General features: G+C 69.2%; 15 protein-coding genes. 7 read left to right on the forward strand and 8 right to left on the reverse strand.

The window, feature by feature from the left end; all coding sequences use genetic code 11:
- Window positions 1-10 precede the first annotated feature (10 nt).
- From KF889_03705 to KF889_03720, 4 genes are read left to right on the forward strand one after another with little or no spacing between them, the layout of a single operon-like run.
- The gene (locus tag KF889_03705; protein MBX3498524.1) at window positions 11-805 is read left to right on the forward strand and encodes an enoyl-CoA hydratase/isomerase family protein; all 795 of its coding nucleotides are present in this window, start codon (window positions 11-13) and stop codon (window positions 803-805) included.
- Between the two features lies 1 nt (window position 806).
- Window positions 807-1,526 carry an SDR family oxidoreductase gene (locus tag KF889_03710; GenBank protein ID MBX3498525.1) on the forward strand — a complete coding sequence of 240 codons (720 nt, stop codon included), beginning with the start codon at window positions 807-809 and terminating at the stop codon, window positions 1,524-1,526.
- 25 nt (window positions 1,527-1,551) lie between these two features.
- Complete coding sequence (locus tag KF889_03715) at window positions 1,552-2,190, forward strand: TetR family transcriptional regulator (GenBank protein MBX3498526.1); 639 nt, start codon at window positions 1,552-1,554, stop codon at window positions 2,188-2,190.
- A 19-nt stretch (window positions 2,191-2,209) separates the two neighbouring features.
- Window positions 2,210-3,769 (forward strand): long-chain fatty acid--CoA ligase, encoded by a 1,560-nt coding sequence (locus KF889_03720; GenBank protein ID MBX3498527.1) that lies wholly within the window; start codon window positions 2,210-2,212, stop codon window positions 3,767-3,769.
- Window positions 3,770-3,797: 28 nt separating this feature from the next.
- On the opposite strand, the gene KF889_03725 is transcribed toward KF889_03720, so the two are convergent.
- From KF889_03725 to KF889_03735, 3 genes are all read right to left on the reverse strand, one after another.
- Entirely contained in the window at window positions 3,798-3,938 is a 141-nt protein-coding gene (locus KF889_03725; GenBank protein MBX3498528.1) for a hypothetical protein, read from the reverse strand.
- 91 nt (window positions 3,939-4,029) lie between these two features.
- Complete coding sequence (locus KF889_03730) at window positions 4,030-4,887, reverse strand: branched-chain amino acid aminotransferase (protein ID MBX3498529.1); 858 nt, start codon at window positions 4,885-4,887, stop codon at window positions 4,030-4,032.
- A gap of 89 nt (window positions 4,888-4,976) precedes the next feature.
- Window positions 4,977-6,029 carry an LLM class flavin-dependent oxidoreductase gene (locus tag KF889_03735; protein ID MBX3498530.1) on the reverse strand — a complete coding sequence of 351 codons (1,053 nt, stop codon included), beginning with the start codon at window positions 6,027-6,029 and terminating at the stop codon, window positions 4,977-4,979.
- A gap of 94 nt (window positions 6,030-6,123) precedes the next feature.
- On the opposite strand from KF889_03735, the gene KF889_03740 reads away from it, so the two are divergent.
- Window positions 6,124-7,239 carry a helix-turn-helix transcriptional regulator gene (locus KF889_03740; GenBank protein MBX3498531.1) on the forward strand — a complete coding sequence of 372 codons (1,116 nt, stop codon included), beginning with the start codon at window positions 6,124-6,126 and terminating at the stop codon, window positions 7,237-7,239.
- Between the two features lie 12 nt (window positions 7,240-7,251).
- Here KF889_03740 and KF889_03745 read toward each other — a convergent pair whose 3' ends face one another.
- Both KF889_03745 and KF889_03750 read right to left on the reverse strand, forming a co-directional pair.
- Entirely contained in the window at window positions 7,252-8,856 is a 1,605-nt protein-coding gene (locus KF889_03745) for a PAS-domain containing protein (GenBank protein ID MBX3498532.1), read from the reverse strand.
- A 130-nt stretch (window positions 8,857-8,986) separates the two neighbouring features.
- Entirely contained in the window at window positions 8,987-9,958 is a 972-nt protein-coding gene (locus KF889_03750) for a LysR family transcriptional regulator (protein ID MBX3498533.1), read from the reverse strand.
- A gap of 80 nt (window positions 9,959-10,038) precedes the next feature.
- Here KF889_03750 and KF889_03755 point away from each other — a divergent pair, with 80 nt between their 5' ends.
- Window positions 10,039-10,896, forward strand: a complete 858-nt coding sequence (locus KF889_03755) for a pyridoxamine 5'-phosphate oxidase family protein (protein ID MBX3498534.1) — start codon at window positions 10,039-10,041, stop codon at window positions 10,894-10,896.
- Window positions 10,893-11,285 carry a GFA family protein gene (locus KF889_03760; GenBank protein MBX3498535.1) on the forward strand — a complete coding sequence of 131 codons (393 nt, stop codon included), beginning with the start codon at window positions 10,893-10,895 and terminating at the stop codon, window positions 11,283-11,285. The genes KF889_03755 and KF889_03760 overlap by 4 nt, the downstream gene beginning before the upstream one ends.
- Before the next feature lie 104 nt (window positions 11,286-11,389).
- On the opposite strand, the gene KF889_03765 is transcribed toward KF889_03760, so the two are convergent.
- From KF889_03765 to KF889_03775, 3 genes are read right to left on the reverse strand one after another with little or no spacing between them, the layout of a single operon-like run.
- Window positions 11,390-11,662, reverse strand: a complete 273-nt coding sequence (locus KF889_03765) for an N-acetyltransferase (GenBank protein ID MBX3498536.1) — start codon at window positions 11,660-11,662, stop codon at window positions 11,390-11,392.
- A gap of 51 nt (window positions 11,663-11,713) precedes the next feature.
- Window positions 11,714-12,274, reverse strand: a complete 561-nt coding sequence (locus KF889_03770) for a histidine phosphatase family protein (GenBank protein ID MBX3498537.1) — start codon at window positions 12,272-12,274, stop codon at window positions 11,714-11,716.
- Window positions 12,275-12,278: 4 nt separating this feature from the next.
- The gene (locus KF889_03775) at window positions 12,279-13,166 is read right to left on the reverse strand and encodes an ABC transporter permease (GenBank protein MBX3498538.1); all 888 of its coding nucleotides are present in this window, start codon (window positions 13,164-13,166) and stop codon (window positions 12,279-12,281) included.
- Window positions 13,167-13,402 lie beyond the last annotated feature (236 nt).

The raw sequence follows: 13,402 nt of genomic DNA on the forward strand, positions 1-13,402 counted from the left end.
GAGGCAAACGATGAGCAAGGATCCCGTTCTGCTCGAGGTCCATGCCGACGGCGTGGCGCATGTACGGCTCAACCGGCCGGAGGTGTCCAACGGCCTCGACATGGCGCTGCTGGAGGCGTTGCATCAGGTGCTGCTGCAGGTCCACGGCGACAAGCGGGTCCGCGCCGTGCTGCTCACCGGCGAAGGCAAGAATTTCTGCGCCGGCGGCGATGTACGCGCCTTCCTCGATCAGGGCGATGACCTGCCGTACTTCATCCGCGTCGCGACGGCCCGGCTCGGCGCGGTGGCGACGACGATGATCGGTCTCAATGCGCCCGTCGTGGCCGCGGTGCAGGGCTTCGCGGCGGGCGGCGGCGGGATGGGCCTGGTCTGCTCGGCAGACCTCGTGGTCGCCGGCGAGTCGACCAAGTTCCTGACTGGCGCGACGCGTGTCGCCATGGTGCCCGACGCCGGCGTCTCGGTGACGCTCACGCAGCTCGTCGGCCTGCGCAAGGCGATGGAACTGCTGATGCTCAATTCGGTCGTCTCGTCGGCCGAAGCGCTTGCGATGGGGCTGATCAACCGGATCGTGCCCGACGATCGGATCGCCGAGGAGGGCCTGGCGCTGGCACGCCAGCTGGCGCAGGGCGCGACAGCCGCCCTGGCCGCCACCAAGCGCCTGCTGTGGAGTGGCCTCGGTGGCAACCTCCATACCGCCGTACCGGCGGAAAACCAGCTTCAGTCCCAGCTTTGCGCTACGGCGGATGCCCACGAGGGTCTGACTGCGGTGGTCGAGAAGCGCGCGCCGCGCTTCAGGGGCCTCTGAGATGCGGCGCGCTCTGCTGACGGGCGGCGCCCAGGGGATCGGCGAGGCGATCGCGCGTCGGCTGGCCGGCGATGGCCTGGCGCTTGTCATCGCCGATATCGACATCGCCAAAGCCCGACGCGTCGCGACGGACATTGGCGCGACGGCGATCGAGCTCGATGTCACCGACTTCGAGCGCGTGCAAAAGGCCGTGGCCGAGTGCGGGCCTTTCGACGTGCTGGTCAACAACGTGGGGATGGACCAGCACGCCTTCTTCACGCGCACCACCAGCGCGGACTGGCGGCGATTGCTGGCCGTCAATCTCGAGAGCGCGTTCGCCACCACCCATGCCGTCCTGCCGGCGATGCGCGACGCGGGCTATGGGCGGATCGTCAACATCTCCTCCGAAGCCGCGCGCCAGGGCTCGCGCGGCGCCGCCATCTACGCCGCGGCGAAGGGCGGCATGATCGCCTTCACCAAGTCGATCGCGCGCGAGAACGGCGAGAAGGGCATCACCGCCAACGTGATCGCACCCGGGCCGATCGATACGCCGATGACGGCCCAGGCGGTGGCGAAAGGCGGCGAGCGGCTGATGGGCGCCATGGTCGGCGCCACCCTTGTCGGACGGCTGGGCCGGCCGGAGGAAGTCGCCGCGGCGGTGGGCTTTCTCGCCTCGGAAGCGGCCAGCTTCATCACCGGTGAGACGCTTGGCGTATCGGGTGGTATGGGCGTGGGCTCGTAACCGCGATTCGCAGGGAAAAGCAGCAATGGCCAGGCCGCGCGCCGACGACTACGACGCCAAGTACCAAGCGATTCTCGATGCCGCCGCTGTGCTGTTCGCCGAGGTGGGCTATCCGAACGCCAAGATGCAGAACATCGCCGAGCGCTGTGGCGCCACCAAGTCGATGCTCTATCACTACTTCCCGACCAAGGACGAGCTGCTGCAGGCGATGCTGTCGGAGCATCTGGAGCGGCTGATCCAGGAGATCGCCCAGGCGAGCGGCGGACCGGGCACGGTCGAGGAGCGCTTCTTCCGTTTGGTCCAGGCCTATGTCGAGAAGTCGGCGCAGTCCCGGCAGCGCCACATCAGCGCGATGAACGACGTGAGGTTCCTGCCGGTCGACATGCAGCAGCCGCTGCGGCGATTGCAGAAGCGCTCGATCGAGGTCGTTGCCGCGCTGCTGGCGGAGCTCAATCCCACCCTGCCGGCCGAGCTGCGCAAGCCCTACGCCCTGATGCTGCTCGGCCTGCTGAACTGGACCGACCTCTGGTACAAGCCGCGCGGCCGGATCAAGCCGCGCGAGCTTTGCGCGCGCATCTCGCGCCTCTTCCTCAACGGCTTTCTCGACCAACGCACGGCGATGCCCGGCCTGGCGCTCGTCCACGAACACTCCGAATTCCTCTAGCAAGCAGCGGGAGGGACGCGTGCGACTTCAGCTCACACACAGCCTGCACCGCCTGGTGCGGCAGCGGCCTTCCGATCTGGCCACCCTGTTCCAGGGGCGACGACGCAGCTGGCAAGAGCTGGCCGATCGATCGGCTCGACTGGCCACCGTCTTGCGCACGCTCGGCCTGGAGCCCGGCGGCCGCATCGGCATGCTCGCCAACAACCGCGATAGCTATTTCGAGTACCTGATCGGCACTTGGTGGGCGGGCGGCGCGGTCAATCCGGTGAACATTCGCTGGAGCACGGCGGAGATCGCCTTCTCGCTCGACGATTGCGACACCCGGGTTCTGCTGGTCGACGAGCATTTCGCCAGCCTCGGACCGGCGCTGCGCGCGGCGTCGCGCTCGCTGCGGACCCTGGTGTATGTCGGCGCGGGCGCGACGCCCGATGGCATGTTGGACGGTGGCGCGCTGTTGGCTGGCGCTGCGCCGGCTAAGGATGCCGGCAGTGGCGGTGATGACCTCGCTGGTGTGTTCTACACCGGCGGCACGACGGGATTTCCCAAAGGCGTGATGCTCACTCACCATGGATTGCTGAGCAATGCGCTGGGCTGCCTGCTCGAGGCCAACCTGGCGGATGACGACGTCGTGCTGTCGGTGGCGCCGATGTTCCATCTCGCCGGGCTGTGCATGATCAACCGTGCTTTGGTGCGCGGCCGGCCGACGATCATCGTGCCCGGCTTCGATCCGCTTGCAGTGCTCGAGGCGATCCAGTCAGAGCGCGTCACCTTCACCTTGCTGGTGCCGACGATGATCCAGCGTCTGCTCGATCATCCGGGCTTCGCCCGCTTCGACCTCTCCAGCCTCCGCCACATCATCTACGGGGCTTCGCCGATCAGCGAAGGCCTGCTGGAGCGCACCCTGAAGGCGATACCGGGCGTGGCGCTCACCCAGCAATACGGGATGACGGAGACCGGCGGTCCCTACACGATCCTGCCGCCATCCTGCCATCGCCTCGACGCCAACCGACACCGGCTGCGCTCGGCGGGACGCGCGGCCTGGAGCATGGATGTGCGGATCGCCGATCTCGACGGCCGGACCATGCCGAACGGCGAGGTCGGCGAGATCGTGGCCCGTGGCGCCGGCGTGATGAAGGGCTACTGGAACCGGCCATGCGAGAACGAGGACGCGTTCCGTGACGGATGGCTGCGCTCGGGAGACATGGGCTACATGGATGACGAGGGCTTCGTCTATCTCGTCGACCGGCTCAAGGACATGATCGTGAGCGGCGGCGAGAACGTGTACTCGGCGGAAGTCGAGAACGCGCTGGGTACGCATCCGGCGGTGGCCAGCTGCGCCGTGATCGGCGTGCCGAGTGAAAAGTGGGGCGAGGCGGTCCACGCGATCGTTGTCTTGCGCGCGGATTTACACGCCACTGCAGAGGATCTGCGTTCCCACTGCAAGGGGTTGATCGCCGGCTACAAGTGTCCGGTGAGTGTCGAGTTTCGCGACAGCATGCCGCTCTCGGGCGCCGGCAAGCTGCTCAAGCACGTCCTGCGCGAACCATATTGGCAAGGTCGCACCCGCCGGGTCAGCTAGGTCCGGCCGGACTTCGCTCCAGGCAGATTTACGGCCGTACGATCGCGTAAGCGATGATGAACGCCACGATCACCAGGCCGAGGCTGATGCTGAGCACGTAACGCACGCCGTGGCCCGTCACGCCCTGGCGGGCATCGTCTTCATTCTTGGTCTGTCGCGGTTCCGCCATGCCGACCTCCTGACCGTATATCAACGGCCGGCTCTCGCATGGGGTTGCACGTGGGGTGCCGGGCCCCGCGGATCAAGGACGGATCAGGGCGTCACATCACGCGCTGGCTGTGCGCGTACGCCATGTAGAGCTCGTGCGCCTGGCGCGCCACCGGGCCGGGCTGCAGGTCGCGGCTCTCGTAGCGGCTGACCGGCTGCACCTTGCCGGCGTTGCCGGTGGTGAACAGCTCGTCGGCGTCGTCGAGCTCGGCCGGCGCCACGGTGCGCTCGACCACGCTGCGGCCGGCGTCGCGCAGCAGGGCGATGACGCGGTTGCGGGTGATGCCGGCGAGGAACGAGCCGTTGGGCACCGGCGTCACCACCGTGCCGTCCTTCACCAGGAAGAGGTTGGAGCTGCAGGTTTCCGCCACATTGCCCAGGGCGTCGAGCACGACGCCGTTCTGGAAGCCGCGGGCGAGGATCTCCTGCACGCCGCGCGAGGAATTGGGATAGAGCGCCGAGGCCTTGGCCGCGGTCGGCGCGCTCTCCGGCGTCGGGCGGCGGATGGTGCGGCACAGGCCGAGGCTCAGCGGCGTGCCGGCGCGCATCGGCGAATGGTAGATGCACAGGCAGAACTTCGTGCTGTCGGGATCGATCGAGATCGGGCCCGGGCCGCCCTTGGTCGCCCAGAACATCGGCCGCACATAGAGCTCGGCCCTGGGCCCGAAGCGGCGCACGCCCTCGTGCGACAGCGCCAGGATCTCCTCGGCCGTCTTCGTCGGGCTCAGCCCCATGGTGCGGGCCGAACGCACGACGCGCTGCGAATGCTGGTCGAGATCGGGGCCGCAGCCGTCGAAGGCGCGGCCGCCGTCGAAGACGATCGAGCCCAGCCAGAACGCGTGATCGCGCGGCCCCATCAGGTTGGGGCTGCCCTCGTGCCAGGCGCCGTCCCAGAAGGTCAGCGTGTCCATCGTCGTTTCCCTCCGATTTTGGGCGACGATATAGCAGGTCTACTGACCTATCGGACCCGGAATCTTGTCCCGATGTCGCAAAAATGTCGTCATGCCAGCAGCGGCATCACCAGCCGGCCGAAGCGGTCGGCCTCCTCGTCGTGCAGGTAGCCCGAGAGGCAGAAGGAGTGGCAGCCGACGTCGATGAACTGGCGCAGCGTTGCGGCGACCTGCCCTGGGTCGCCGACCACGGCGACGCCGGCGCCGGGCCGCGCCAGGGTCAGGCCGGTCCACAGATGCGGGCCGATCCTCATGCCCTCGGTCCGGCTCAGTTCCTTCATGCGCCGGTTGGCTTCCGAGGCGTTGAACATGTTGGCGATGCGCGCCTTGTGGCGTTCGCCGAGATCGGCGATCAGCCGTTCGGCCGCCGCCCAGGCGTCCGCCTCGCGCTCGCGCACGATCACCTGCAGGCGCATGCCGAAGCCGATCGCCTCGTGCCGGCCGTGCCGGCGTGCCAGGGCGCGGATCTCGGCGATCTGCCGGCCGATGCGCTCGGGCGTGTCGCCCCAGAACAGGTGCACGTCGGCGTGCCTGGCCGAGATCTCCCAGGCCTGCTTCGAGCCGCCACCAAGGTAGAAGGGCGGCCACGGCCGCTGCAGCGGCTTCGGGACAATCAGCGCGCCCTTCAGCTTGTGGAAGGCGCCGTCGAAATCGACCCGCCCGGTGGCGCTCCACAGGGTCTTGAGCAGCGTCACCTCCTCGTCCATCAAGTCGTAGCGCTGCTCCTTGGCGAAGGCGATGCCGTCGGCGGCGGCTTCCTCGTCGCTGGCGCCGGCGATCAGGTTGATGCAGACGCGCCCGCCCGAGAGCTGGTCGAAGGCGGCGATCATCTTGGCCAGCAGAGCGGGGTTGATGTAGCCAGGCCGGGCCGCCACCAGCGGCTTGATGGAATTAGTGCGCGCCACCAGCATGGCCGCGGTGATCCACGCCTCCCAGCAGGCGGTCTGCACCGGGATCAGGATGTACTCGAAGCCCGCCGCCTCTGCCGCCTTCGTGACGCGCTCGAACATCTCCATCGAGGGCGGCACGAAGGCCTCGGCATGGCCATAGGCGTCGGTGTCGCCCGATGTCGGCACGAACCAGCCGAACTCCAGCCTGCGCATCCTCACCTCATCTCGGGCTTGCCAATCGGGCGCAGCACCCTTACCCCATCCCGAGCAAGCGTTCGACCCGTGGCCCTGTTGGGGGGTGCCTCGCATGGACGAGCCAACGTTCTCCCGCATTCTCGACGCCGTCTACGATGCCGCGACGGCGTTCGAGCGCTGGCCGGTGGCCCTCGACAGCCTCGGCCAGGCCTTCGGCTGCAGCTATGTCGGCCTGATCGACCGCAACCTGCGCACCAACCAAGGCCGGGCGAGCGCCGTCGGCATCGACCAGCCGGGACAGCGCGAGTACTTCGAGGTCTGGAGCCAGCACGACATGCTGCGCCGCTGGACCCGGGCCTATCGGCCGGGCGCGGTCGAGACCGACCGGCAGATCCTGCCGCGCGACGACCTGGTGCGCAGCGACTACTACAACTGCTTCCTCAAGCCGCGCGACATGCACGTGGTGATGCGCATCACGCTGGCCGCCGAGGACGGGTTCCGCAAGTTCATCAGCTTCACGCGCCCCGCCTCGCTCGGCGAGTACGACAAGGCGGATGTCGAGCAGTGCCATCGACTGATGCCGCATCTGCAGCGCGCCGCCCGGGTCGCGCAATGCGTCGAGGAGTCGAGCCTGTCGCTCGCGGCCTTCTCCGATGTCTTCGAGCAGAGCGCCAAGGGTGTGCTGCTGCTGGACCGCAGCGGACGGGTGGCGTTCGCCAATCGCGCCGCGCGCGCGATGACGCAGGCTTCCTCGACCCTGATCCTGCGCCGCGAGCGCCTCGAGGCCGCAAGCCGCGACGACAATGTCGCGCTGCAGCGCCTGATCGCCGGGGCGACCGGCATGGCGGATCGGCCCGAGGCGACGCGCGGCGGCGTCATGCGGCTTGCCGCGATGTCGGATGCGCCGGGTCCGTCCGTTGCCGTCGCGCCGCTCGCCGGCATGGCTTCGTGGAGCGGCAGGTCGCCGGTCGCGTTCGTTCTCATCAGCGATCCGCGCGCCGATTCCCGCAGGCCCGAAGCGATGCTGCGACAGCTGTTCGGCCTGACCGCCGCCGAGACCCGCGTGGCGGAGCGGCTGATGCTGGGCGACAGCCCCGAGCAGGTCGCCGGGACGCTCGACGTCAGCATCACCACGGTGCGCTGGCATCTCTCGGCACTGTATCGCAAGACGGGCACGGGCCGGCAGGCCGACCTTGTGCGCCTCCTGCTGTCGATGCCGACCGTCTGACGGACTCGTAGATCAGCCGCCGGAATCGGCTTCCGCCGCGGCGAAGTACAGCGTCACCGTCGTGCCCCTGCCTTCGACGCTCTGCAGCCCGACATGGCCGCCGGACTGGCTCATGAAGCCGTAGACCATGCTCAGGCCCAGGCCGGTGCCCTTGCCGACATCCTTGGTGGTGAAGAACGGCTCGAAGGCGCGCTGCGCCACCTCCGGCGCCATGCCGACGCCGGTGTCGCCGACCTCGATCGCCACCCAGGCGCCGGGCGCCATGCCCGGCACCGGCGGCTGGTCGCGCACCCTGAGGTGCAGGGCGCGCGCGCCGAGCGAGATCGTGCCGCCGTCCTCCATCGCGTCGCGGGCGTTGACGGCGAGATTGATCAGCGCCGTCGAGAGCTGCGTGGGATCGGCGCGCACCCAAAGCTTCTCGATACCCGGCTGTACGACGATGCCGATGCGCCCGCCCATGGTCGGGCGCAGCAGGCGGCCGACCTCGGCCACTGCCGCGCCCGCCTCCAATGTCTGCGGCGCGAGGTTCTGCTTGCGGGCGAAGGCCAGCAGCTGGCCGGTCAGCGCTGCCGCCTTGGTCGCCGCCGACAATGCGACGTCGAGCGTGGGGCGCAGCGTGTGGTCGGTTCCCAGTTCCTCCTCGATGTGCTCGGCGGCGCCGATCACGGCGGTCAGCAGGTTGTTGAAGTCGTGCGCGATGCCGCCCGTCAGCTCGCCGATGGCGGCGAGCTTCTGCGACTGCGCCAGCTGGCCCTCGCGCGCCTTGACGTCGGTGATGTCGAGGTAGGTGATCATCAATCCGCCGTCGGGCAGCGGATGCGAGCGGATATGGTAGGTGCGACCGTCGGGCCGCGTGCGGATCATGTGCTGCGGCTCGCGGGAGCGCGCCAGCTTCATGCGCAATGCGACCGCGGCCTCGATATCGGCATCAGGCCCGTACTCGCCGCGCGCGGCGGCGTGGCGCACGATATCCTCGTAGGAATCGCCCGGGCGAAACCGGCTGGCATCCTGGCCCAGCACCGCGGCGACCGGGGCGTTGGCGACCACCAGCTTGAGGTCGGCGTCGAAGACGCTGATGCCGAGATGGATGTTGTCGACGATCGACATCAGGATCTCGTTGCGCGCCTCGATCTCGCGCCGCTGGCGGCGGCGCTCGAGCTCGGCCTCGGCCAGCCGGGCGAGCGCGCGCAGGCCGGCGATCTGGTCGGGCCGCAGGGCGCCATGCGGGCGATTGTCGACGACGCAGACGCTGCCCAGGCGATGGCCCTCGGCGCTTTGCACCGGCGCGCCGGCGTAGAAGCGCACATGCGGCTCGCCGGTGACGTAGGGATTGCCGGCGAAGCGCGGGTCCTCGCGCGCGTCGGGGATCACCAGGATGTCGCGCTCGCGGATGGCGTGGTCGCAGAAGGCGTGACGCCGCTCGGTCTGGGCGATGTCGGTGCCGATCCGCGCCTTGAACCATTGCCGTTCGGCGTCGATCAGCGAGACGAAGGCCATCGGCGTGCCGAGCATCGCCGCGGCCAGCTGGGCGATGTGGTCGAATGCCGCCTCGGGCCCGGTGTCGAGGATGCCGAGCGCGTGCAAGGCGCGCAGGCGAGCCTGCTCGCCTTCGTCCATGGCGGAGTCCGACGGCGGCGCGCCCCCAACCGACGGCGCGCGCGTCGGTTGATCGAAGCGCATGTCGTCACTGTACATTCGAAACCCGAGGGCGGGGCGAAGATCGATCCGCGGTGGACCATTTTGCCGCCTACCGGGGAGATGATTGCAGAGCGGTTGAATTTTTCTCGCGACCCGCCGGCCGGGTGATCTGGCGCTCAACCGTGCCGCAGATCGCCGTCAGCGGCCGCACCGCATGGTCGAGGAAGGCGCGGACGCGCGGCGGCACGTGCTGGGCGCTGGGGATCACCAGCTGGACCGGCAGGGGCGGCGGCTCGTGATCCGCCAGGATGCGAACCAGCCGGCCGGCGGCGATGTCGTCCGCCACCTGGTAGGACAACGCCCGGCCGATGCCGTGACCGGCGCGCACCGCGTTCAGCATCGCGTCGTTCTCGTTGACCACGAGGCGCGGCTGCAGGCGCACCGGCGCGGCACGCTTCGTGCCGCCGGCATGGAAGCGCCACTCCATCAGGCCGTCGCGACCCGGCACGAGCACCACGTCGTGCGCGGCCAGATCGCGTGGCCGCCGCGGCGGGCCACGGCGTTCGAGATAGCCGGGGCTGGCGAGGGTCAGCCGGCGCACCACGCCGACCTGGCGACGCACCAGGCTGGAATCCTCGAGCCGGCCGATGCGCAGCGCGATGTCGATGCCGTCCTCGAGCAGGTCGACATTGCGGTCGTTCAGCTCCAGCTCGACCCGAACTTCGGGATGGGTGGAGAGGAAGGTGCTCACCAGCGGCGTGACATGGCGGCGGCCGAACAGCCGCGGCGCGGCGATGCGCAGCGTGCCGCCCAGCGTCGTCTCGCGATTGCGGACCTGGCCGATCGCGGCTTCGTACTGGGCCAGCACGTGCCGCGCCTGCTCGGCCAGGGCGCGGCCGGCCGCGGTCGGCGACAGGCGCCGCGTCGTGCGCTCGATCAGCCGGGCGCCGACCCGCCGCTCCAGCGCCGCCAGCGCGCGGCTCACCATCGGCGGCGAGCGGCGCAACCGACGTGACGCGGCCGCCAGGGTGCCGGCCTCCAGCACGGCGGCAAGCACGGCCAGCTCCTCCAGACGGTCCAGCGGACATCCTTTCAGAAATGGAAAGACTGGCTTTCAGAGTACGACGTTTCATCCATTTCTGGAAAGAGTAGCGTTGCGCCATGTCCGAGACCATCGACGCCCTCTCACCCTTCCATGCCGGCGAGCGCGAGGCGCAGCGCCGGGCCAACGTGCCGACGCCGCACACGCAGGGCATCCGGCCCTTCATGCCCGAGCAGCATCGCGACTTCTTCGCGCTGTTGCCCTGCGCGCTGATCGCCGCGCGCGATCGCCAGGGTTGGCCGGTGCCGACCATGTTGGCCGGCCTGCCCGGCTTCATCTCGAGTCCCGATCCGACGACGTTGCGGGTGTCCCCGGTGACCGATTCGCATGATCCCGTGCGAGGCCTGCTGACGCCGGGCGACGGCTTCGGCCTGCTCGGCATCGACTTCTCGACGCGCCGGCGCAACCGCGCCAATGGCCGCGTGGCGGCGGCGGACGAGGGGTCGCTGACGCTCGCCGTTGAGCAGAGCTTTGGCAACTGCCCGCAGTACATCAATCTGCGCGACGCGACATGGCACGGGACGGCGGCGCCGTCGCTGCCCGAGCATTTCACCGGTCTCGACGACGCGGCGCGGGCGCTGATCGGGCGCGCCGACACGTTCTTCGTCGCCTCCGGCTCGGAAAGCGGCCTCGACATCTCGCATCGCGGCGGACCGCGCGGCTTGGTGCAGATCGAAGGCGATCAGCTGGCGATTCCGGACTATCGCGGCAACCGCTTCTTCAACACGCTTGGCAACCTGCTGCTGGATCCGCGCGCATCCCTGCTGTTCGTCGACTTCGAGCGCGGCGATACGCTGGTCGTGCGCGGTCGCGTCGAGATCGAGTGGACCGCGCAGCGCCTGTGGCGGCTGCGGGTCGAGGATGGCTGGTGGCGGCGCGGAGCCCTGCCGCTGCGCTGGACGGGGAGGGCGGCATGATCGGTGGAAGCTGCCTGTGCGGGCAGGTGCGCTACGAGGTCGATGGCGAGCTGGGCGGCTTCGTCCACTGCCATTGCCGGACCTGTCGCAAGGCGCACGGCTCGGCGTTCTCGAGCGTCGCGGCGGTGCCGAAGTCCGCGTTCCGCTGGGTGGCGGGCGAGGCGCTGCTGAAATCCTACGAGTCCTCGCCCGGCAAGTTCCGCAGCTTCTGCGGCGAGTGCGGCTCGCACATCGTCGCCAGCCGGCCGGCGCAGCCGACCATCCTGCTGCGGCTCGGCTGTCTCGACACGCCGGCGGCGGGCCAGCCGAGATGTCACATCTGGCGATCCGACGGCGCCTCCTGGTACGACCCGGAGCTCAGCCTGCCGCAGATGCCCGCCGGTCTCTAGGGCAACGCCCGCCTACGCGCCTCCGCTGTCATTCCGAGGGCAGCGAGGAATCTAGCGGAGTTGCCTGGATTCCTCGCTGCGCTCGGAATGACAGATCGTACGCGTCAGGCGATGAGGTCGCGGTACTCGGGGTGGCGCCGGATGACGTTGGCGTAGAAGCCGCAAAGCGGCCGCACCCTGCGGCCCGAGGCGCGGATCAGCTCGAGCGAACCCAGCACCAGCTTCGTGCCGATGCCGCGGCCCTCGAGCGCACGCGGCACCTCGGTATGCGGCACGACAAGCACGTCGCCCATCGCCCGATAGTCGACGAAGGCGATGGCGCCCTCGACGTCCATCTCGAAGCGGTTGCGTGCGGGATTGTCGACGACCTGGGACATGATTGGCCAATGCCGCGTGCCGGCGAAGGTTGCTGGAGCGCTAGGGATTCACTAGACCGCCGTCTCGAGGATCTCGCAGTTGGCGAATTTGTGGCTGGTCCAGTGGAAGAAGAAGGCGCTGTGGCCGACCACGGCGATGCGCTGCTCTGGGCGTGCCCGCAGCCAGTCGCGGAACTGCGCGATGCGGCTGTGCACGACGTCGAGCGGCTCCTGCGGGATGCCGTTGTCGTCGACGTCCTCGCAATGCCACCACGGATCGCCGATATGGTCGAAACACAGGCCGGGGAAGTCGGCGGCCAGCAGCTTCGGCGAGCGGCCGATGTCGCAGCTCGCGGTGACGCGCTCGCGATGCAGGCACTCGATCACCAGCGGATGCGACTCGCCGAACAGCCCGCGCGCGGTCTGCAGCGCACGGGTGAAGGGGGTGGTGACCACCAGCTCGGCCTTGAGCGCCAGCGCCTTTTCGCGCGCCTGGGCGACCTGGGTCTCGCCGATGGGGGACAACGGGGCGTCGATCAGCCAGGGATCGACCTGGGTCCTGGCGTAGATCGCGTTGAAGGTCGATTCGCCGTGGCGGATGAGGAAAACGGACTTCATGGAGGGCCGGGACATAGGCCTATCGCGACTTGGGATCAAGTGCGTCACGAAGTCCGTCGCCCAGCAGGTTGAACGACAGGACGGCGAGGAAGATCGCCACGCCGGGCCAGATCGCCATCCACGGCGCGTTGGTCAGGAAGCGCTGCGCGGTGTTGAGCATCGAGCCCCAGGACGGCGCCGGCGGCTGCTGGCCCAGGCCGAGGAAGGACAGCGCCGCCTCGGCGATGATGGCCGTCGCGATCGCCAGGGTCGCCTGCACCAGCAGGGCCGGCAGGATGTTGGGCAGGATGTGCCGGAAGGCTATGCGCCAGCGCGGATTGCCCACGGCGGCGGCGGCCTCGATGTAGTCCTCGACCTTCACCGCCATCACCTGGCCGCGGGTCAGCCGGATGAAGATCGGCGTGGCGGTGATGCCGATGGCGATCATGGCGTTGCCCAGCGAGGGGCCGAGGAAGGCAGCCAGCGCGATCGCCAGGATCAGGAACGGCGTGGCCAGCATGGCGTCGGTGATGCGGCTGATCAGGGCGTCGATCCAGCCGCCGATATAGCCGGCGGCGACGCCCAGCGGCACGCCGATGCCCAGCGCGATGCTGACCGAGATCAGCCCGGCCGACAGCGAGGCGCGCGCGCCGAAGATGATGCGGCTGAGCACGTCGCGGCCGACCTCGTCGGTGCCCAGCCAGTAGAGCTCCGAGGGCGGCTTGCGCACCGCCGACCAGCTCTGCTTGATCGGATCGTGCGGCGCGATCCACGGCGCCAGGATCGCCACCGCGACCATGACGCCGACCACGCCCAACCCGAGCATGGCGCCCTTGCGCCGCTTCAGGCGCCGCCAGGCGCGCCGGCCGGGACTTTCGATGGTCTCGGGGCGGCTCTCGACGGTATCGGTGGCGGTGACGACGGCCATCAGCGAGACCCCGTCATCGACGCTGTCAGGCCTACCCTGGTCTTACCTTCCCCCGGAGGGGGAAGGTGCCCGAAGGGCGGATGGGGGATGTCGAAGACGAATACGGGAGTCCGTCTTCGACATCCCCCATCCGGCGCTCCGCGCCACCTTCCCCCTCCGGGGGAAGGTAAGACAAAGGTCAAATGCGATCGTTCTGCCCCTCCGGGGGAAGGCAAGATGAACTCGGTCGGCATCGA

The sequence above is a fragment of the Alphaproteobacteria bacterium genome, from assembly GCA_019635875.1.
Taxonomy (GTDB): domain Bacteria; phylum Pseudomonadota; class Alphaproteobacteria; order Reyranellales; family Reyranellaceae; genus JAFAZJ01.

Coding starts and splice junctions, on each gene's coding strand:
- KF889_03705 (MBX3498524.1), top strand. CDS start 11: ATGAGCAAGGATCCCGTTCTGCTCGAGGTCCATGCCGACGGCGTGGCG.
- KF889_03710 (MBX3498525.1), top strand. CDS start 807: ATGCGGCGCGCTCTGCTGACGGGCGGCGCCCAGGGGATCGGCGAGGCG.
- KF889_03715 (MBX3498526.1), top strand. CDS start 1,552: ATGGCCAGGCCGCGCGCCGACGACTACGACGCCAAGTACCAAGCGATT.
- KF889_03725 (MBX3498528.1), bottom strand. CDS start 3,938: ATGGCGGAACCGCGACAGACCAAGAATGAAGACGATGCCCGCCAGGGC.
- KF889_03730 (MBX3498529.1), bottom strand. CDS start 4,887: ATGGACACGCTGACCTTCTGGGACGGCGCCTGGCACGAGGGCAGCCCC.
- KF889_03735 (MBX3498530.1), bottom strand. CDS start 6,029: ATGCGCAGGCTGGAGTTCGGCTGGTTCGTGCCGACATCGGGCGACACC.
- KF889_03740 (MBX3498531.1), top strand. CDS start 6,124: ATGGACGAGCCAACGTTCTCCCGCATTCTCGACGCCGTCTACGATGCC.
- KF889_03745 (MBX3498532.1), bottom strand. CDS start 8,856: ATGGACGAAGGCGAGCAGGCTCGCCTGCGCGCCTTGCACGCGCTCGGC.
- KF889_03755 (MBX3498534.1), top strand. CDS start 10,039: ATGTCCGAGACCATCGACGCCCTCTCACCCTTCCATGCCGGCGAGCGC.
- KF889_03760 (MBX3498535.1), top strand. CDS start 10,893: ATGATCGGTGGAAGCTGCCTGTGCGGGCAGGTGCGCTACGAGGTCGAT.
- KF889_03765 (MBX3498536.1), bottom strand. CDS start 11,662: ATGTCCCAGGTCGTCGACAATCCCGCACGCAACCGCTTCGAGATGGAC.
- KF889_03770 (MBX3498537.1), bottom strand. CDS start 12,274: ATGTCCCGGCCCTCCATGAAGTCCGTTTTCCTCATCCGCCACGGCGAA.
- KF889_03775 (MBX3498538.1), bottom strand. CDS start 13,166: ATGGCCGTCGTCACCGCCACCGATACCGTCGAGAGCCGCCCCGAGACC.